A 20,030-nucleotide genomic window follows, 5' to 3' on the forward strand; every position below is an offset into this window, starting at 1 on the left:
GAGCCCTTGTCGATAAAGGGCTCGGCCGGGAAATGGATGTAGGACACACCTCGGTACGAGGAGATCTCACACAGATGATGGATCACCGGTGGGCCGAATGATCCATACGCTGTGGATCACGGATTCGATCAAGCGAGCGCGACGAGATCCGCGTAGTCGGAACCCCACAGATCCTCGACACCGTCCGGCAGCAGAATGATCCGCTCCGGCTGGAGCGCCTCGACGGCGCCCTCGTCGTGGGTGACCAGGACGACCGCGCCCTTGTAGGTGCGCAGCGCGCCGAGGATCTCCTCGCGGCTGGCGGGGTCGAGGTTGTTGGTCGGCTCGTCCAGCAGCAGCACGTTCGCCGAGGACACCACGAGGGTCGCGAGCGCCAGACGGGTCTTCTCACCGCCGGAGAGGACCCCGGCGGGCTTGTCGACGTCGTCGCCGGAGAACAGGAACGAGCCGAGCGTCTTGCGGACCTCGACGAGGTCCAGGTCGGGGTTGGCGGAGCGCATGTTCTCCAGGACCGTGCGCTCGGGGTCCAGGGTCTCGTGCTCCTGGGCGTAGTAGCCGAGCTTGAGGCCGTGGCCCTCGATGACCTCGCCGGTGTCGGGCTTCTCGGCGCCGCCGAGCAGGCGCAGAAGGGTCGTCTTGCCCGCGCCGTTGAGGCCGAGGATGACGACCCGGGAGCCCTTGTCGATGGCCAGGTCGACATCGGTGAAGATCTCCAGGGAGCCGTACGACTTCGACAGCCCCTCGGCCATGAGCGGGGTCTTGCCGCAGGGCGCCGGCTCGGGGAAGCGGAGCTTGGCGACCTTGTCGGAGACCCGCACCGCGTCGAGCCCGGAGAGCAGCCGGTCGGCGCGCTTGGCCATGTTCTGCGCGGCGACCGTCTTGGTGGCCTTGGCGCGCATCTTGTCGGCCTGCGAATGCAGGGCCGCCGCCTTCTTCTCGGCGTTCTGCCGCTCGCGCTTGCGGCGCTTCTCGTCGGCCTCGCGCTGCTGCTGGTAGAGCTTCCAGCCCATGTTGTAGACGTCGATCTGGGCGCGGTTGGCGTCCAGGTAGAACACCTTGTTCACGACCGTCTCGACCAGGTCGACGTCGTGGGAGATGACGATGAAGCCGCCGCGGTAGGTCTTGAGGTAGTCGCGCAGCCAGACGATCGAGTCGGCGTCGAGGTGGTTGGTCGGCTCGTCGAGCAGCAGGGTGTCCGCGTCGGAGAACAGGATGCGGGCCAGTTCGATACGGCGGCGCTGACCGCCGGAGAGGGTGTGCAGCGGCTGGCCGAGCACCCGGTCGGGCAGGTTGAGCGCGGCGGCGATGGTGGCGGCCTCGGCCTCGGCGGCGTACCCGCCCTTGGTGAGGAACTCCGTCTCCTGGCGCTCGTACTGCCTGAGGGCCTTCTCGCGGGTGGAGCCCTGGCCGTTGGCGATCCGCTGTTCGTTCTCGCGCATCTTGCGGATCAGTACGTCCAGGCCGCGCGCGGACAGGACGCGGTCGCGGGCGAGGACGTCGAGGTCGCCGGTGCGGGGGTCCTGCGGGAGGTAACCGACCTCGCCGGAGCGGGTGATCGTGCCGCCGGCCGGGATGCCCTCGCCGGCCAGGCACTTGGTCAGGGTGGTCTTCCCCGCGCCGTTGCGGCCGACCAGGCCGATGCGGTCGCCCTTGGCGATACGGAAGGTGGCGGACTCGATGAGGACGCGGGCACCGGCGCGCAGCTCGATACCGGAGGCGGAGATCACGGACAGACTCCAGGGCGGATATGGGGGCGGGATGGACGGCTGAGGACGTTCCCGCCGTCTAATGCGCGAGGAGAATGGCCATAGGGCCAGTCTAACGGGGCCGTGCAACCACTTTTTCTGCGTTCGCGTGTTCGATCACCGGCCGCATCGGCCTCATCGGCGCGGGGGGTCGTTGTCAGTGGGCCCTGCCAGACTGGGCAGCAGGTGATTTTCCGGGAGATCCGGTAGTTCCGGGAGAGATCACTGATTTCCGGCATGCGATCACGAGGGAGTGATGGACATGGCAGGCACGGGCGGCGGGCGTCCCAGCATCTACCCGACCCTGACCTACACGGACGCGAAGGCGGCCATCCGGCAGCTCACGGAGGCCTTCGGCTTCACGGAACTGTCCGTGTACGAGGGCGAGGACGGCATGGTGGTGCACGCCGAACTGGTGCAGGGCAACGGCGCGGTGATGCTCGGCTCCAAGGGCACCGGCAGCGCCTACGACAAGACGATGAAGGAAGCGGGCCCGACCGGGGTGTACGTCGTCGTGGACGATGTCGACGCACACCACCAGCGGGCCGTGGAACACGGCGCGGAGATCCTCATGCCCCCGACGGACCAGGACTACGGCTCACGGGACTACATGGCCCGCGACGCCGAGGGCAATGTCTGGAGCTTCGGCACCTACGCCCCGGAGATAGGGGCGTAGCGGGCCGTCAGCTTCCCCCGGTGTGCACCTGGAAGGCGGCCCGGCGGACGGCCTTGGCCAGGGCCGGGTCGGGGTGCGCGGCGGCGAGTGCGACCAGGACCTGCACCGTGCGGGGGTGGCCGACGGCGCGCACCTCGTCGAGGAGGGCGGGGACGGTCGGCTGGAGGGCGGACTCCAGGTGCCGGACCAGCATCGGGGCCTCGCCGTGGTCGGCGACCGCGGCCGCGGTGTCGACCCACAGCCAGGTGGCCTCCTCGCGGGTGAGGACCTCGTGGGCGTCCTCCGGATCGATCCCGTCGTGCTCGGCCAGCCACAGCAGGGCGTACGGCCGCAGCGTCGGCTCGTCGGCCACGGAGCGCACGTCGGGCTCGGCGGGGGCGCCGACGACCCGCAGGGCCTCGAAGGCGAGGCCGCGCAGCAGGGCGTCGTCACCGCGGGCGGCGTCGATCAGTTCGGTGACGGCGTTTCCGACGGGTCGGGCGGCGAGCCAGGCGCGGTACTCGGCACGGGCCGCGTTGGGGCGCAGTTGGGCGCAGCCGCGGAGCATGCCCTCGGCGGCCTGCTCGATGTTCCCGGCGGGGCTCTGGGCGGCCACGCAGATCTGCTCCAGCTTGACCCAGACCGCCCAGTTGCCGAGGGGGGTGAGTGTGGCCTGTCCGTCGCCGTAGGTGAGGGCGCCGACGGAGGCGAGGGCGCGCAGGGCCCAGTCGAGGAGGGGGGCGAGCGGGGCCTCGGGCTCGGGCCGCGGTGAGGCGTCGGACTCCGGCTGCGCGGAGGCGAGATGGAGCGCGGCGGGCGGCGCCGGGTCGGCCTCCGCGAGGGCCGGGTGGGCCGGTTCCGAGCGGGGACCGTAGGGGATCTCGCAGCGCTCGGTGCGCAGTTCGGTGACCCGTTGCTGAAGGAGGTCCAGCAACTGCTCCTCGGGCACGGGGCCGGCGGACAGCTGGAGGAAGGAGAGCACCTGGGGCATGGCCGAGACGACCTCGGCGACGGCGGCCGGCTCGTGGTCCGTGGGTTCCGGGTAGGCGAGCGACCAGGCGTCGAAGAGGGCGACCCAGCCGCGCAGCACGGCGCTGTCGTCGCGGTTCCAGGCGCGCAGCCGCCAGCCGGGGCGGGCGCTGTCGCCGTGCACCTCGACGAGGCCGGCGAGACGGGCGGTGTCCCAGTCCGCGCGGATCTGAGCCGGCGTCAGGCCCAGTTCCGCGGCGGCCCGTTCGGCGGTGTCCTCGGAGAGCGTGCCTTTGCCGTCGGAGGTCGCGCCGTCCCGGCCGGGGTGGAGTGCGGCGTCCGCCCAGCGGGCGACACGGGCCGCGGCCGCCAGCCCGGAGCGCGCCATTCTGGCCAGTTCCGCGGGGGCCGGTGTGCCTTCCGGAGGCCGGGGCGCGGGGCGGCGTGGGCGCCGTTGGTTCACAGCTGAGGGAGCGGCGGCCAGGGGTCGCGGGCGGACGAGTCGAAGCCTGGAGTCGCGCGGGATACGGGACGTCACGGGTGCAGTCTTCCGGTTGACGGTCCGAAAACCCAAACGGAATGCCACGGCGGGCCGGGGGGACGGCCGGCGCCGGACCCTCACGGGGGGACGAAGTACGAGATCAGGCCAGTGGTACGGGGTTAAACGGAACCTTCGGGACCGGCTGTGGAGAGGGGCGACACCGACGGGCGCGGGGAGCACGCGGGGGCGCGCGGGTGTCACATCAGGGGGGTCAGAAAACGGCGCAGGGCTTCCTCGTAGCCCCGCGGGTCGGCGTTCCACATGGCTCCGTGCGGGGCGTCGCGGACGGTGTGGAGGGCGACCCGGTTGGGGTGGGCGTCGGCGAGGCGGCGGGAGTGGGCCCAGGGAGCCACCCGGTCGTCCGGGCCGTGGATGATCAGGGTCGGCGCCATGGGGCGGTCGGGGGTGCCGGCCGCGGTCTCGGCGGCGGGACGGCGGCCGTACCTGCCGGTGCGGCCCTGCGCGGCGCGTACCGCCAGCGGGAGCAGGGCGCCGGGGGTGCGGCGGGCCGAGGCGAGGGCGCGCAGGGTGGTCTCCCAGCTGAGCACCGGGGAGTCCAGGATCAGACCCGAGACGCGGTCGCGCAGCTCCGAGTGGGCGGCGGCGCGCAGCGCCATGGTGGCGCCGGTGGACCAGCCGTGCAGGACGACCTGGCGGGCGCCGTTGTCGAGGGCGTACCGGATCGCGGCGTCCAGGTCCCGCCACTCGGTCTCGCCGAGGTGGTTCAGTCCGTCCCGCGGGCGGGGCGCGCCCGGGTCGCCGCGGTAGGCGAGGGCGAGCACCGGGAAGCCGTGGCGGTGCAGGAACTCCATGACGTTCATGGGGAGTTCGCGGGTCGCGCCCAGTCCGTGCACCGCGATCACCCAGGTGGCCCGCACACCGGGCACGAACCAGGCGGGCAGGGGGCCCAGTTCGCCGGGCACGTCGACGTCGGCGTGGTCCAGGCCGAGGGCGGTGGCCGGGTCGCCGACGTACAGGTTCGGGGTGAGCCGGACCTTGTCGCCGGGTTTCAGGGTGCCGTGGGTGACGCGTTCCAGGCGGCGTACGACGGTGTCGGCGGAGTGCGCCTCGGTGCCGAGGACGGCGCCGACGACCGCGTGCGAGCCGTCGCCGACGAGGCCGTAGGTGCCGGGGCGCAGGGCGGCCAGGTCGCGGGTGAGGGCGATGCGGCCGGCCGCCGTGGAGTGCACGGTGAGCCGGGGTTCGGTGGGCAGGGGCCGGCCCGGCGTCGCCTTGAGCGCGGCGTTGCTGGCGAGCCGTCCGGCGGCGACGCTCGCCGCGCCGGCGGCCAGGGTCGCGGTGACGACAGCGGCTGTTGCTTTGACGGTGCGCACCCGTCCAGTGTCCTGGCCGACCCGCCCACCGGCCAGCGGGAGGACGGCTCGGGGTGACGGGCCGCGGGGCTCAGCCGCGTTGGCCGTAGCCCCGCAGGCGCTCGCCCGCCTCCGCCACCTGGGTCTCGGACAGCAAGGAGGGGGTCAGGCCCGGGACGGAGGAGGCCGTGAGCCACAGGCGGCACATCCACTCCAGCTGGGCGGTGCGGTCGAAGGCCTGGTCGAGGGTGGCGCCGTGGGTGAGGGTGCCGTGGTTCTGGAGGAGACAGCCGGAGCGGTCGGCGAGGGCGTGGAGCATGTTCTCGGCCAACTCGTCGGTGCCGTATGTGGCATAGGGGGCGACCCGGACGGCGCCACCGAGCGCGCCGGACATGTAGTGGATCGCCGGGAGCTCCGGGACGAGCGTCGAGACGGCGGTGGCGTGCACGGCGTGGGTGTGGACGACGGCGCGGGCGTCGGTGGTGCGGTAGACGGCGAGATGCATGGGCAGTTCGCTGGTGGGGACGAGCGTGCCGAGCACCTGCCGGCCGTCGAGGTCGACGCCGGTGATGTCGTCCGGGGCGAGCCGGTCGTAGGGGACGCCCGACGGGGTGACCAGCACGGTGTCGTCGACGCGGGCGGAGACGTTGCCCGAGGTGCCGACGACCAGGCCGTCGGACACGGTCCGGCGGGCCGTCGCGACGAGCGCCTCCCAGGCGTGCGCCTCCTCGGGGCGCACACGCCTTCCACGCGGCTCCCCCACATCCTGCGCACTCTCCCGGACGCCTCGCGCGCCCCCCGCGTCCCGCTGCTCCTCGGCCATGCCGCGATCCTGCCAGGGAGGCCGTCGACCCGCTGCCGGGCGGGGGCACTTCAGGCCGGAACCGACGTCTCCGAAAGAGCACATATGGGCATACATGGGCCTCTTCGATCACTTGGCCTGGGATCATCCGGGATTCGATGATCTTCCAGTAACCTCTGGGAGATTTGTCGTGCACGTAGCCATTCCGGGGGGACATATGGCCCGTGATCGCAATCCGTCCCGCCGTCACAGCCGCGCGTTGGCCGCGTCCGTGGCGGCGCTCACCGTCGGGGGCATCGCCCTCGCCGAGACACCGGCCTCGGCGGCGAGCCTGCCGAAGGGGCACGACGTCTCTTCCCACCAGAAGAACGTCGACTGGCAGAAGACCAAGTCGAAAGGCGCCAGGTTCGTCTACGTCAAGGCGACCGAGTCCCACACCTATCGCAACCCGTACTTCGCGCAGCAGTACAACGGAGCGCGTGAGGTGGGCATCGTCCGCGGGGCCTACCACTTCGCCCTGCCGAACAGATCCTCGGGCAAGAGCCAGGCGGCGCACTTCGTACGCAACGGCGGCGCCTGGAGCGCGGACGGATGGACGCTGCCGCCCGCGCTCGACATCGAGTACAACCCGTACGACAAGAAGCACAAGTGCTACGGCCTGAGCACGGCGGAGATGGTCGGCTGGATCAAGTCGTTCAGCGGCGAGGTGAAGCGGCTGACCGGCCGCCGTCCGGTGATCTACACGACCACCCACTGGTGGAACACCTGCACCGGAAGCAGCCGGGCCTTCGGCTCGAACCACGCGCTGTGGGTGGCCCGTTACGGCTCCGCGAGCACGGGAGCGCTGCCGGCCGGCTGGTCGTTCTGGACCATCTGGCAGCACGACAACAGCGGCAGCCTGCCGGGCGACCAGAACGTCTTCAACGGATCCCAGGCCCAGCTGAGGAAGTTCGCCAAGGGTTCCTGACCGCGCGACGGGCGGGCCGCACGTTCCGCTTGGCGTCCCGCGGAGGGACAACCGCCGATTCCATACACCGTGCGGTCCGCCTCAGTTCACCTTCCGTTCATTCAGGTTGCTTACGTTCATCCAGCCAATGACTTCGAACGATTGCCTGGGTAAATGGAAAACTTCTCGCTGATCCTCGCGATTGTGGTAGTAACCGCACTTGCGTTCGATTTCACGAACGGTTTCCACGACACCGCCAACGCGATGGCCACGACCATCTCGACCGGCGCGCTCAAGCCCAAGGTCGCGGTGGCCATGTCCGCCGTGCTCAACCTTGTAGGCGCCTTCCTCTCGGTGGAGGTCGCCAACACGATCTCCAAGGGTCTCGTCGACGAGAGCGGCATCCGTCCCGAGGTCATCTTCGCCGCCCTGGTCGGCGCGATCCTCTGGAACCTGCTGACCTGGCTGGTCGGGCTTCCCTCCAGTTCCTCGCACGCCCTCATGGGCGGTCTGATCGGCGCCACCATCGCCTCGGCGGGCATGGGCGCGGTCCACGGTGACGTGCTGGTCACCAAGGTCCTGATCCCGGCGATCGCGGCCCCGATCGTCGCGGGCCTGGCGGCGATGCTCGCGACCAGGCTGTCGTACTCGCTGGGCAGGAAGGCCGACGGGAAGGCCGCCGCGAAGGGCTACCGCACCGGCCAGATCGCCTCGGCCGGCCTGGTCTCCCTCGCCCACGGCACGAACGACGCGCAGAAGACGATGGGCATCATCACCCTCGCCCTGGTCGCCGGCGGCGCCGTCGCCCCCGACTCCGACCCGCCCATGTGGGTCATCCTCAGCGCGGGTATCGCCATCGCGCTCGGCACCTACCTCGGCGGCTGGCGCATCATCCGCACCATGGGCAAGGGCCTGACCGACCTCCAGCCGCAGCAGGGCTTCGCCGCCCAGACCAGCGCGGCGACGGTCATCCTGGCCTCCTCCCACCTCGGCTTCTCCCTCTCCACCACGCACTCCGTCTCCGGCGCGGTGATGGGCGCGGGGCTCGGCCGCAAGGGCGGGGTGGTCCGCTGGTCGACCGCGACCCGGATGTTCGTGGCCTGGGGCCTGACCCTGCCGGCGGCCGCGCTGGTGGGCGCGCTCGCCGAGTACGTGACGGGCTTCGGCGCGTGGGGCACGGCCGTCGTCGCCGTCTTCCTGATCGCCTCCAGCGCCGCGATCTGGAAGGTCTCCCGGCGCGAGGTCGTCGACCACACCAACGTCTGCGACACCGACGAGACGCCCGGCGTGGTGACCACCGCGATCGCCGCCGTGACCCCGCCGCCCGCGGGCACGGTGACCGAGGACCTCACGGCCACCATCCCCGCCCCCACGGCCGACGCCGCCCCGTCGACCGCGACCACCGTCTGAGCCCGGCCCGCCCGGTCAAGCCCGGTCCCGTCCGGCTGAGAAGGAAGTAGAAGCATGAAGATCGACTGGGAAGCGCTCGGCTCCGTCTTCGGTGTCAGCCTCGTCGTCACCGTGGCCCTCGTGGCCCTGTTCACCCTCGGCATCATGGGCCTCTCCCGCCAGGAGCGGGCCACCGCTCAGGGCGGCTCCGCGGCCCTGGCCGTGACGGGCGCCTACGCCTGCTTCGCCGCGTGCACGGCGGCGGTGGCGTACGGGATCTATCTGATCGTGGCCTGAGGCCGCACTCCTCAAGCCTCCGGGCGGGCCCGGGACTTCGGTCCCGGCCCGCCCGGTCGGCGTTCTCCGGCACCGCGATGTGGGGTTGTCCACACTCCGCTCCCGCAGGTCAACGGCAAGTTGACTGCCCTTCCAACCCCGTGGTGGACTGCCGGAGCCAATGCGACGGCAGGAGAGGAAGCCGGTGTGAGTCCGGCGCGGTCCCGCCACTGTCACCGGGGTAGGAAGCCCCGGGAGCCAGGAACTCTCGCCGTCGGTCTCGTCGAACCAGGGCGTGGACACCCTGAGTGAGGACATATCGCCATGCTCGGCTGCCGCTTGAGTCGTACCACCCGCACCCTGTCTGTGACAGCGGTCGGCTGAGTCCATGCGTGCCGATCGCGTCTTCGCGTACGGCGCCACTGTCGGCCTCCTCGGTGACCTGCTCCTCGGCGATCCACGCCGCGGGCATCCGGTCGCCGTGTTCGGGCGGGCCGCGGGTGCCGTGGAGCGGGTGATGTGGCGTGACCACCGCGGGTGGGGCGCGCTGCACACCGTCGTGTGCGCCGGTGGCGCCGCCGCGCTCGGGGCCGTGGCGGCCCGTGCCGTACGCCGCTCCCCCGCCGCTTCCGTCGCCCTCACCGGTGCCGCCACCTGGGCCGTGGTCGGCGGGACGTCACTCGCCCGGGAGGCCCGGCTCATCGGGCGTACCCTCCAGGCGGGGGACGTCGAGGCGGCCCGGGAGCGGCTGCCGCATCTGTGCGGACGGGATCCGCAGGCCCTCGACGCCGACGGGATCGCGCGGGCGGTCGTGGAGTCCGTGGCCGAGAACACCTCCGACGCCGTCGTGGGCGCGCTCGTGTGGGGCGCCGTCGCCGGGGTGCCGGGGTTGCTCGGGTTCCGGGCCGTGAACACGCTCGACGCGATGGTCGGGCACAAGTCGCCCCGCTACCGCCGCTTCGGGTGGGCCTCGGCACGGCTCGACGACCTCGCCGGGTGGCCGGGGGCGCGGCTGACCGCCGTACTCGCCGCCCTCGCCGGGGACGATCCCCGAGGTGCCGTGCGGGCCTGGCGTCGGGACGCCCGCAGGCATCCGAGCCCCAACGCCGGTCCGGTGGAGGCCTCGTTCGCGGGGGCTCTCGGGGTGCGGCTGGGCGGCACCCTGTCGTACGGGGGCCGGGTCGAGCACCGGCCGGTGCTCAACACCGAAGGGCGGGCCGTCGTCCGGGACGACATCGAGCGGGCCGTACGACTCTCCCGTCGCGTCGGGCTGCTGGCCCTCGGGGCCGGCGTCGCCGGGCGGCTTCTCACCAGGGGGCGGGTCCGATGAGCGGTGGTCTTCTCGTCGCCGGCACCACCTCCGACGCTGGCAAGAGTGTCGTCACCGCCGGGATCTGCCGGTGGCTGGTGCGGCAGGGGGTGAAGGTCGCTCCCTTCAAGGCGCAGAACATGTCCCTCAACTCGTTCGTGACGCGGGAGGGCGCGGAGATCGGGCGGGCGCAGGCCATGCAGGCGCAGGCCTGCCGGGTCGAGCCGACCGCGCTGATGAATCCCGTGCTGCTCAAGCCCGGTGGGGAGCAGAGCAGTCAGGTCGTGCTGCTCGGCAAGCCGGTCGGTGAGCTCAGCGCGAAGGGCTATCACGGGGGGCGGCAGCAGAAGCTGCTCGGGACCGTGCTGGAGTGCCTCGCGGAGTTGCGGGGCACGTATGACGCGGTGATCTGTGAGGGGGCGGGGAGCCCGGCCGAGATCAACCTCCGGCGGACCGACATCGTGAACATGGGGATCGCGCGCAACGCCCGGCTCCCCGTCCTCGTCGTCGGCGACATCGACCGCGGTGGCGTCTTCGCCTCCTTCTTCGGGACCGTCGCGCTGCTGTCGCCGGAGGACCAGGAGCTGGTCGCCGGGTTCCTCGTGAACAAGTTCCGGGGGGACGTGTCGCTCCTCGAACCCGGACTCGACATGCTCCACGGACTCACCGGGCGGCACACCTACGGCGTCCTCCCCTTCCGGCACGGCCTCGGCATCGACGAGGAGGACGGTCTGCGGGTGTCGATGCGGGGGACCGTGCGGGAGTCCAACACCGCCCCGCCCGTCGGGGCGGACGTCCTGCGCGTCGCCGTCTGCGCGGTGCCGCTCATGTCCAACTTCACCGACGTGGACGCGCTCGCCGCCGAACCCGGTGTCGTCGTGCGGTTCGTGGACCGGCCCGAGGAGCTGGCGGACGCCGACCTCGTCGTGATCCCCGGGACCCGGGGGACCGTACGGGCGCTGGAGTGGCTGCGGGAGCGGGGGCTGGCGGACGCCCTGGTCCGCAGGGCCGTCGAGCAGCGGCCGATCCTCGGCATCTGCGGCGGCTTCCAGATCCTCGGCGAGCACATCGAGGACGAGGTCGAGAGCCGGCGGGGACAGGTGGACGGTCTCGGGATCCTGCCCGTGCGGGTGCGGTTCGCCCGCGAGAAGACCCTCACCCGGCCCGTGGGCGAGGCCCTCGGCCAGCCGGTCGAGGGGTACGAGATCCATCACGGGGTCGCCTCCCTGGACGGAGGGGAACCCTTCCTGGACGGCTGCCGGGTCGGGCAGACCTGGGGCACCCACTGGCACGGTTCGCTGGAGTCGGACGGTTTCCGGCGGGCCTTCCTGCGCGAGGTGGCCGCCGCCGCGGGGCGCCGCTTCGTGCCGGCGCCCGACACCTCGTTCGCCGCGCTGCGCGAGGAGCAGCTCGACCGGCTCGGCGACCTGATCGAACAGCACGCGGACACGGACGCGCTGTGGCGGCTCATCGAGTCCGGCGCGCCACAAGGACTGCCTTTCATTCCACCGGGAGCGCCCGCATGAGCACAGTGTTGTTGTTGTCGACCGCCGACACGGACCTGCTGGCGGCCCGGGCCGCCACGGGCGCCTCCTACCGGATCGGCAACCCGACCCGGGTGGACGTCGAGCAGGAACTCCCCGGTCTCGTCCGGGGCGCCGACATCGCCGTCGTACGGCTGCTCGGCGGCAAGCGGGCCTGGGAGGACGGGCTGGCCGCGCTGAAGGCCTCGGGCATCCCGACCGTGCTGCTCGGTGGCGAGGCCGTTCCGGACGCGGAGTTGATGGCCGAGTCGTCGGTGCCGGCCGGTGTCGTCGCCGAGGCACTCCGGTATCTCGTCGAGGGCGGGCCCGCCAACCTCACCGAGCTGGCCCGGTTCCTGTCCGACACCGTGCTGCTGACGGGCGAGGGGTTCGTCGAGCCGCTGAAGATGCCGGAGTACGGCGTCCATGGCGAGCGTCCGCTCCTGCCGGGCCGCCCGACCGTCGGCGTGCTCTTCTACCGGGCGCATGAACTCAGCGGCAACACCGCCTTCGTGGACACGTTGTGCGACGCGATCGAGGGGCAGGGCGCCAACGCCCTTCCCGTGTACTGCGGTTCGCTGCGCGGGGCGGACTCCGGGCTGTACGAGATCCTCGGGAAGGCCGACACGCTCGTCGCCACCGTCCTCGCCGCCGGCGGCACGCACGCCTCCGAGGCCTCGGCGGGCGGCGACGAGGAGGCCTGGGACATCGGGGCGCTGGCCGACCTCGATGTGCCTGTGCTGCAAGGGCTCTGCCTCACGTCCTCCAAGCGGGCCTGGGACGAGTCCGACGCCGCGCTCTCCCCCATGGACGCGGCGATGCAGGTCGCCATCCCGGAGTTCGACGGGCGGCTGATCACCGTGCCGTTCTCGTTCAAGGAGCAGGGCCCGGACGAGGTGCCGGTGTACGTGGCCGATCCGGAGCGGGCCGCGCGGGTCGCCGGGATCGCCGTACGGCATGCCGAGTTGAGGCACAAGCCGAACGCCGAGAAGAAGCTGGCGCTCGTCTTCACCGCCTACCCGACCAAGCACTCGCGCGTGGGCAACGCGGTGGGGCTGGACACCCCCGCCTCGGCCGTGCGGGTGCTGGACGCGCTCAAGGAGGCCGGGTACGGCGTCACCGCATACCCCTCCGAAGGCGACGAGTTGATCCACCGGCTGATCGAGGCCGGTGGGCACGACGTCGAATGGCTGACGGAGGATCAGCTCGCCTCCGCGCCCGCGCGCGTGCCGCTCGCCGACTACCGGGCGTGGTTCGACACGCTCGACGCGGGGCTGCGGGACGCCATGCTGGAGGCGTGGGGCGAGCCGCCGGGCAGCCTGTACGTCGACGGGGACGACATCGTGCTCGCCTCCCTCCAGTTCGGGAACGTCGTCGTGATGATCCAGCCGCCGCGCGGCTTCGGCGAGAACCCGATCGCGATCTACCACGACCCCGACATGCCGCCGTCGCACCACTACATGGCCGCGTACAGGTGGCTGGACAACACTTTCGGCGCCGACGCGATCGTGCACATGGGCAAGCACGGCACGATGGAGTGGCTGCCGGGCAAGGGGCTCGGGCTGAGCGGGGGCTGCGCGCCGGACGCCGTGCTCGGCGACCTTCCGCTGATCTACCCCTTCATCGTCAACGACCCCGGCGAGGGCACCCAGGCCAAGCGGCGCGGACACGCCACGGTCGTCGACCACCTGGTACCGCCGATGGCGCGCGCCGACACCTACGGCGACCTGGCGAAGCTGGAGCAGTTGCTGGACGAGTACGCGCTCGTCTCCGACCTGGACCCGGCGAAGGCGCCGGCCGTGCGGGCGCAGATCTGGACGCTGGTGAAGGCGGCCGAGCTCCACCACGACCTGCATGTCGAGGACCAGCCGGACGACGCCGCGTTCGACGAGTTCGTCATGCACATCGACGGCTATCTGTGCGAGATCAAGGACGTGCAGATCCGCGACGGGCTGCACATCCTCGGTGGCGGCCCGGTCGGCGAGCCGCGCGTCAACCTGGTGCTCGCCGTGCTGCGGGCCTCGCAGGTGTGGGGCGGGCAGGCGAACGCGCTGCCGGGGCTGCGGGCCTGCCTCGCGACTCATTTCGGGCTCACCGAGAAGGAGTTGCTGGCCGAGCCCGGGGCGCCGGTCAAGGTCCCGGTGGAGCTGACGGATCTCGTCGAGGGCCCGTCCCGCTCGGCCGCCGACGCCATCGATCTGCTGGAGCAGCTGTGCCGACGGTTCGCCGAGGGCATGGAGGCACGCGAGTGGGCCGCGGCCGAGAGCGCACCTCTCGTACGGGAGGTCATCGGCGCCGAACTGCCCGAAGCCGTCGCCGTGTTGGAGTTCGCCTGCAACGAGGTCGTGCCTCGCCTGGAGAAGACCACCGACGAGATCGGCCACATCCTCAAGGCGCTGGACGGCGGTTACATCCCGGCGGGCCCGTCCGGTTCGCCGACGCGCGGGCTCGTCAACGTGCTGCCGACCGGCCGGAACTTCTACTCGGTCGACCCCAAGGCCATTCCGTCCAGGCTGAGTTGGGAGGTCGGGCAGTCCCTCGCCGACTCCCTCGTGCAGCGGTACCTCCAGGACACCGGCGACTACCCGAAGTCCGTCGGCCTGACGGTCTGGGGCACCTCGGCCATGCGCACCCAGGGCGACGACATCGCCGAGATCCTGGCGCTGCTGGGCTGCCGTCCGGTGTGGGACGACGCCTCGCGCCGGGTGACCGGCTTCGAGATCGTGCCCCTCGCGGAGCTCGGCCGTCCCCGCATCGACGTCACGGTCCGCATCTCCGGCTTCTTCCGGGACGCGTTCCCGCACGTGGTCGGGCTGATCGACGACGCCGTGCGCGCGGTGGCCGAGCTGGACGAGCCCGCCGAGCGGAACTACGTGAAGGCGCACGCCGACGAGGACACCGCCGAGCACGGCGACCGGCGGCGCGCGACGGCCCGGGTCTTCGGCTCCAAGCCGGGCGCGTACGGGGCCGGTCTGCTGCCGCTGATCGACGCGCGCAACTGGCGTTCGGACGCCGACCTCGCCGAGGTGTACGCCGTCTGGGGCGGCTACGCCTACGGGCGCGGGCTCGACGGGCGGGCGGCGCGCGGGGACATGGAGACGGCGTTCCGGCGGATCGCCGTGGCCGCGAAGAACGTCGACACCCGCGAGCACGACCTCGTCGACGCCGACGACTACTTCCAGTACCACGGCGGCATGGTCGCCATGGTGCGGCATCTGACGGGTACCTCCCCCGAGGCGTACGTCGGTGACTCGGCCACCCCGGACCAGGTGAAGACCCGCACCCTCGGCGAGGAGACCCACCGCGTCTTCCGCGCCCGCGTGGTCAACCCGCGCTGGATGGCGGCGATGCGGCGGCACGGCTACAAGGGCGCCTTCGAGATGGCGGCGACCGTCGACTACCTCTTCGGCTACGACGCCACGGCCGGGGTCGTGGACGACTGGATGTACGAGAAGCTGTCGGCCGAGTACGTCTTCGACGCCGAGAACCGGGACTTCATGAAGAAGTCCAACCCGTGGGCGCTGCGGGGCATCACCGAGCGGCTCCTGGAGGCCGCCGACCGTGGGCTGTGGGCCGAACCGGACGCGGACACGCTGGAACGGCTGCGCGCCACCTACCTGGAGCTCGAAGGCGACCTGGAGGGCGACCAGTGACCACCCCCTTTCCTTTCACGGCCGTCGTCGGCCAGGACGACCTGCGGCTCGCGCTGCTGCTGAACGCCGTGTCCCCGGCGGTCGGCGGGGTGCTGGTGCGCGGCGAGAAGGGCACCGCCAAGTCGACTGCGGTGCGGGCCCTTTCGGCGCTGTTGCCCGCGGTCCCGGTCGTCCCCGGGTGTCGTTTCTCCTGTGACCCCGCCGCGCCGGATCCCGCGTGCCCGGACGGGCCGCACGAGAGCGGCGGCGGGGTGCCGCGGCCCTCCCGGATGGTCGAACTGCCCGTCGGTGCCTCCGAGGACCGGCTCGTGGGTGCCCTGGACATCGAGCGGGCGCTGTCGGAGGGTGTGAAGGCCTTCGAGCCCGGCCTGCTCGCCGACGCGCACCGCGGCATCCTCTACGTCGACGAGGTCAACCTCCTCCACGACCACCTGGTCGACCTGCTGCTGGACGCGGCCGCGATGGGCGCGTCGTACGTCGAGCGGGAGGGTGTCTCCGTACGGCACGCCTCGAAGTTCCTGCTCGTCGGCACCATGAACCCCGAAGAGGGCGAGCTGCGGCCGCAGTTGCTGGACCGGTTCGGGCTGACCGTCGAGGTCGCGGCCTCGCGCGAGCCCGACCAGCGGGTGGAGGTCGTACGGCGGCGGCTCGCCTACGACGACGATCCGGACGGCTTCGCCGCGCGCTGGGCGGACGAGGAGGCCGCCGTACGGCAACGCGTCGTCGCGGCACGGGAGTTGTTGCCGTCGGTGCGGCTCGGGGACGGGGCGCTCCGGCAGATCGCGGCCACCTGTGCGGCCTTCGAGGTCGACGGGATGCGGGCCGACATCGTGATGGCGCGGACCGCGACGGCGCTGGCCGCGTGGGCCGGGCGGACCGATGTGCTCGCGGAGGACGTCCGGCAGGCGGCACTGCTCGCGCTGCCGCACCGCAGGCGCCGTAATCCCTTCGACGCGCCGGGACTGGACGAGGACAGGCTCGACGAGACGCTGGAGGAGTTCTCCGGCGAGAACGAGAGCCAGGACCAGAACGGTCAGGGCGACGGGGACGACGACGATCCCGATCCCGACGGACCCGGTGGCGGGGGCGGGCAGTCGCCCTCCGACTCCGACGGGCCGCAGGGCGGCGACACGGGCGCCCGTCCCGAGGCCGGCGAGGACGGGCCGCCGCAGACCTCCGGCGGCGGGGAGCAGCAGGCCGCGCGGGCCTCGGAGCCCTTCCGTACCAAGGTGCTCAGCGTGCCCGGTCTCGGCGACGGCGCCGCCGGGCGGCGGTCGCGGGCGCGGACCGAGCACGGGCGGACGACCGGTGCGCGCCGGCCCCGGGGGGCGCTGACCAAGCTGCACCTGGCGGCGACCGTGCAGGCCGCCGCACCGCATCAGCGGGCGCGGGGCCGTACGGGGCGCGGTCTCGTCGTACGCCGTGACGATCTGCGGCAGGCGACCCGGGAGGGGCGTGAGGGCAACCTCGTGCTGTTCGTGGTCGACGCCTCGGGGTCGATGGCGGCGCGGCAGCGGATGAGCGCCGTGAAGGGGGCCGTGCTGTCGCTGCTGCTGGACGCCTATCAGCGGCGGGACAAGGTGGGTCTGGTGACGTTCCGGGGGTCGGCGGCGGAGGTCGCGTTGCCTCCGACGTCCTCGGTGGACGCGGCGGCCGCGCGGCTTCAGACGCTGCCGACGGGCGGGCGTACGCCGCTCGCGGCGGGCCTGTTGCGGGCGCACGAGGTGCTGCGGGTGGAGCGGCTGCGGGATCCGGCTCGCCGGGCGCTCGTCGTCGTGGTGACGGACGGGCGGGCCACCGGTGGGCCCGAACCGGTCGCTCTGGCGAGACGGGCGGCTCGCCTGTTCGCCGCCGACGGGACCGCCTGTGTGGTCGTCGACTGCGAGTCCGGGCCCGTGCGGCTGGGGCTCGCCGGGCAGCTCGCGGGTGAGCTCGGCGGGACCGCGGTGACACTCGACGAGCTGCGGGCGGACTCGATCGCCGGTCTGGTGAAGGACGTACAGAGGAGGGCCGCGTAATGCCTCAGGGACAGCCGAGTGTCGTGCCGGACGACGGACTGACGACCCGTCAGCGTCGGAACCGGCCGCTCGTGGTCGTGCACACCGGTGTCGGGAAGGGGAAGTCGACCGCCGCCTTCGGGCTCGCGCTGCGTGCCTGGAACCAGGGGTGGCCCATCGGGGTGTTCCAGTTCGTCAAGTCGGCGAAGTGGAAGGTCGGCGAGGAGAACGCGCTGCGGGTGCTCGGTGCCAGTGGTGAGGGCGGGTCCGTCGCCTGGCACAAGATGGGCGAGGGGTGGTCCTGGGTTCAGCGGGACGCCCAGATGGACAACGAGGACAAGGCCCGGGAGGGCTGGGAGCAGGTCAAGCGGGATCTGGCCGCCGAGACGTACCGGTTGTACGTGCTCGACGAGTTCGCCTATCCGATGCACTGGGGGTGGGTCGACACCGATGAGGTGCTCGACGTGCTGCGTCATCGGCCCGGGAACCAGCATGTCGTGATCACCGGGCGGAACGCGCCCGAGAAGCTCGTCGACTTCGCGGATCTCGTGACCGACATGTCCAAGGTGAAGCACCCGATGGACGTGGGGCAGAAGGGGCAGCGGGGTATCGAGTGGTGAGTGCCTCCGTTCCCCGGCTGGTCATCGCCGCGCCCTCGTCGGGCAGCGGCAAGACCACCGTCGCCACCGGGCTGATGGCCGCGTTCGCCGCGCGGGGGCTTGCCGTGTCTCCGCACAAGGTGGGGCCGGACTACATCGACCCCGGGTACCACGCGCTCGCGAGCGGGCGGGTGGGGCGGAACCTCGACGCGTATCTGTGCGGGCCGGAGCTGGTGGCTCCGCTGTTCCTGCACGGGGCTCGCGGGTGTGACATCGCCGTGGTCGAGGGCGTGATGGGGATGTACGACGGGGCCGCGGGGGAAGGGGAGCTGGCGTCCACGGCGCAGGTGGCGAAGCTGTTGCGGGCGCCGGTGGTGCTGGTCGTGGACGCGTCGTCGCAGTCGCGGTCGGTGGCGGCGTTGGTGCACGGGTTCGCCTCCTGGGATCCGGAGGTGCGGGTCGGGGGCGTGATCCTCAACAAGGTCGCGTCGGATCGGCACGAGGAGTTGTTGCGGGAGGCGTTGGAGTCGGCGGGGGTGCCCGTTTTTGGGGTGCTGCGGCGGGTTTCTCAGGTGGATACGCCGTCTCGGCATTTGGGGTTGGTGCCGGTCGCCGAGCGGCGGGGGGCGGCGGTGGATGCGGTGGCGGCGATGGCCGCGCAGGTTGAGGCGGGGTGTGATCTTTCGGGGTTGGTCGGGCTTGCGCGGAGTGCGGGGGCGTTGTCGGGGGCGGGCTGGGATGCGGCTGAGGTCCTGGATTTCTCGCCCCCGCCGCCCCTATCCGTCCCATCCCTGGGGGCTGCCGCCCCCAGACCCCCACTGTCGGCCCTGAAGGGGCCTCGTCCTCAAACGCCGGACGGGCTGGAAAAGCGGGTGGGTGGGGGGTCGGGACGGCAACAGCCTGATCCTCAAGCGCCGGACGGGCTGAAAGATGCGGACCGGTGTTCCGAGGGGCCGCGTCGGCCGGTTGTCGCCATCGCCGGCGGGCCCGCGTTCACCTTCTCCTACGCCGAGCATGCCGAGTTGCTGTCCGCCGCCGGTGCCGACGTCGTGGTGTTCGATCCGTTGCGGGACGAGCAACTGCCGGACGGGACGCGGGGGTTGGTCATCGGGGGCGGGTTTCCCGAGGTGTACGCCGCCGAGTTGTCCGCCAACGAGCCGCTGCGCAAGTCCGTCGCGGCTCTGGTGGACAGCGGTGCTCCCGTCGCCGCCGAGTGTGCGGGGCTGTTGTACCTGTGCCGGGAGCTGGACGGGCAGCCGATGTGCGGGGTGCTCGATGCCACCGCCAGGATGACCGAGCGGCTCACCCTCGGTTACCGGGACGCCGTGGCCGTGAGTGAGAGTTCGCTGGCGGTGGTCGGGACGCGGATGCGGGGGCACGAGTTCCACCGGACGGTCGTCGAGCCGGGGGCGGGGGACGCGCCCGCCTGGGGGCTGCGGTCGCCGCGGCGGGTCGAAGGTTTTGTACAGCGAGGTGTGCACGCGAGTTATCTGCACACGCACTGGGCGTCCGAGCCCGGTGTGGCCCGTCGGTTCGTGGAGAGGTGCCGGACGTCATGAGCAGCAGCAGGTTGATCGGGGTCGGCGTGGGGCCCGGGGATCCGGAGCTGGTGACCGTCAAGGGCGTCAACGCCCTGCGCGCCGCCGATGTCGTGGTCGTACCGGTGATGGCCGCGTCCGACGGACAGGACGGCGGTGAGCGGGGGCGGGCGGAGGCCACCGTGCTGCACTACGTGCCGCGGGAGAAGGTGCTGCGGGTCGTGTTCGCGCTGAACGAGCGGAGCGACCGGGCTCGACGGGAGGCGGCCTGGGACGCGGCCGGTGCGCGGGTGGCCGAGTTGCTGCGAGAGCATCGCACCGTCGCCTTCGCGACCATCGGCGACCCCAACGTGTACTCCACGTTCACCTATCTCGCGCAGACCATCGGTGAGTCGGTACCGGGGGTCGTGGTCGAGACCGTGCCCGGTATCACCGCCATGCAGGACCTCGCGGCCAGGTCGGGCGCGGTGCTCACGGAGGGCACCGAGCCGCTGACGCTGGTGCCCGTCACCGCCGGGGCGGCCGTGCTCAAGGACGCGCTGAACGGGCCCGGGACCGTCGTCGCCTACAAGTTCGGGCGGCAGGCGGAGGAAGTGGCCGAGGCGTTGCGGGAGACCGGGCGGATCGAGGACGCGGTGTGGGGGTCGGCGCTGGGGCTGGAGGGCGAGTCCATCCAGCCCGCCGCCGGGCTCGACGGCACTCCCCTGCCGTATCTGTCCACGCTCATCGCGCCCGCCCGGCGCGACGGCGGCCGGGGCGGCAAGTTGTGACACCC

15 protein-coding genes and 1 riboswitch are annotated in these 20,030 nt (G+C 72.1%); of the genes, 11 read left to right on the plus strand and 4 right to left on the minus strand.

Features of this window, described 5'->3' with window-relative positions:
- Positions 1–128 precede the first annotated feature (128 nt).
- Entirely contained in the window at positions 129–1,727 is a 1,599-nt protein-coding gene (locus SLINC_RS11125; protein ID WP_067430132.1) for an ABC-F family ATP-binding cassette domain-containing protein, read from the minus strand.
- 280 nt (positions 1,728–2,007) lie between these two features.
- On the opposite strand from SLINC_RS11125, the gene SLINC_RS11130 reads away from it, so the two are divergent.
- Entirely contained in the window at positions 2,008–2,421 is a 414-nt protein-coding gene (locus tag SLINC_RS11130) for a VOC family protein (RefSeq protein ID WP_067445228.1), read from the plus strand.
- Between the two features lie 7 nt (positions 2,422–2,428).
- Here SLINC_RS11130 and SLINC_RS11135 read toward each other — a convergent pair whose 3' ends face one another.
- The 3 genes from SLINC_RS11135 to SLINC_RS11145 all read right to left on the minus strand — a co-directional run bounded on the left by SLINC_RS11135 (position 2,429) and on the right by SLINC_RS11145 (position 6,046).
- Entirely contained in the window at positions 2,429–3,907 is a 1,479-nt protein-coding gene (locus SLINC_RS11135; protein ID WP_182449156.1) for a hypothetical protein, read from the minus strand.
- 200 nt (positions 3,908–4,107) lie between these two features.
- Entirely contained in the window at positions 4,108–5,244 is a 1,137-nt protein-coding gene (locus SLINC_RS11140) for an alpha/beta hydrolase family protein (RefSeq protein WP_067430138.1), read from the minus strand.
- A gap of 70 nt (positions 5,245–5,314) precedes the next feature.
- Positions 5,315–6,046, minus strand: coding sequence for a class II aldolase/adducin family protein (locus SLINC_RS11145; protein ID WP_067430141.1), 732 nt, complete (start codon positions 6,044–6,046; stop codon positions 5,315–5,317).
- Between the two features lie 196 nt (positions 6,047–6,242).
- Here SLINC_RS11145 and SLINC_RS11150 point away from each other — a divergent pair, with 196 nt between their 5' ends.
- The 10 genes from SLINC_RS11150 to cobI all read left to right on the plus strand — a co-directional run bounded on the left by SLINC_RS11150 (position 6,243) and on the right by cobI (position 20,025).
- Entirely contained in the window at positions 6,243–6,992 is a 750-nt protein-coding gene (locus tag SLINC_RS11150; RefSeq protein ID WP_067430144.1) for a lysozyme, read from the plus strand.
- 153 nt (positions 6,993–7,145) lie between these two features.
- Positions 7,146–8,381 (plus strand): inorganic phosphate transporter, encoded by a 1,236-nt coding sequence (locus SLINC_RS11155; protein ID WP_067430147.1) that lies wholly within the window; start codon positions 7,146–7,148, stop codon positions 8,379–8,381.
- Between the two features lie 54 nt (positions 8,382–8,435).
- The gene (locus SLINC_RS11160) at positions 8,436–8,657 is read left to right on the plus strand and encodes a hypothetical protein (protein WP_067430149.1); all 222 of its coding nucleotides are present in this window, start codon (positions 8,436–8,438) and stop codon (positions 8,655–8,657) included.
- A 124-nt stretch (positions 8,658–8,781) separates the two neighbouring features.
- A riboswitch (cobalamin riboswitch) is annotated at positions 8,782–8,926 on the plus strand.
- A gap of 98 nt (positions 8,927–9,024) precedes the next feature.
- On the plus strand, positions 9,025–9,966 hold the full coding sequence (locus SLINC_RS11165; protein ID WP_067430152.1) for a cobalamin biosynthesis protein: 942 nt from the start codon (positions 9,025–9,027) through the stop codon (positions 9,964–9,966).
- Positions 9,963–11,471 (plus strand): cobyric acid synthase, encoded by a 1,509-nt coding sequence (locus SLINC_RS11170; protein ID WP_067430155.1) that lies wholly within the window; start codon positions 9,963–9,965, stop codon positions 11,469–11,471. The genes SLINC_RS11165 and SLINC_RS11170 overlap by 4 nt, the downstream gene beginning before the upstream one ends.
- Complete coding sequence (gene cobN / locus SLINC_RS11175; RefSeq protein WP_067430158.1) at positions 11,468–15,121, plus strand: cobaltochelatase subunit CobN; 3,654 nt, start codon at positions 11,468–11,470, stop codon at positions 15,119–15,121. The genes SLINC_RS11170 and cobN overlap by 4 nt, the downstream gene beginning before the upstream one ends.
- Positions 15,118–17,139, plus strand: coding sequence for a putative cobaltochelatase (locus tag SLINC_RS11180; RefSeq protein WP_067430162.1), 2,022 nt, complete (start codon positions 15,118–15,120; stop codon positions 17,137–17,139). Before cobN ends, SLINC_RS11180 begins: the two co-directional genes overlap by 4 nt.
- On the plus strand, positions 17,139–17,738 hold the full coding sequence (gene cobO / locus SLINC_RS11185) for a cob(I)yrinic acid a,c-diamide adenosyltransferase (RefSeq protein WP_067430166.1): 600 nt from the start codon (positions 17,139–17,141) through the stop codon (positions 17,736–17,738). Before SLINC_RS11180 ends, cobO begins: the two co-directional genes overlap by 1 nt.
- On the plus strand, positions 17,735–19,276 hold the full coding sequence (locus SLINC_RS11190; RefSeq protein WP_067445230.1) for a cobyrinate a,c-diamide synthase: 1,542 nt from the start codon (positions 17,735–17,737) through the stop codon (positions 19,274–19,276). Before cobO ends, SLINC_RS11190 begins: the two co-directional genes overlap by 4 nt.
- A complete protein-coding gene (gene cobI / locus SLINC_RS11195) occupies positions 19,273–20,025 on the plus strand; it encodes a precorrin-2 C(20)-methyltransferase (RefSeq protein ID WP_225988423.1) in 753 nt (250 codons plus the stop codon). Before SLINC_RS11190 ends, cobI begins: the two co-directional genes overlap by 4 nt.
- The last annotated feature ends 5 nt before the right edge of the window (positions 20,026–20,030 follow it).

The organism is Streptomyces lincolnensis, from assembly GCF_001685355.1.
Lineage (GTDB): Bacteria > Actinomycetota > Actinomycetes > Streptomycetales > Streptomycetaceae > Streptomyces > Streptomyces lincolnensis.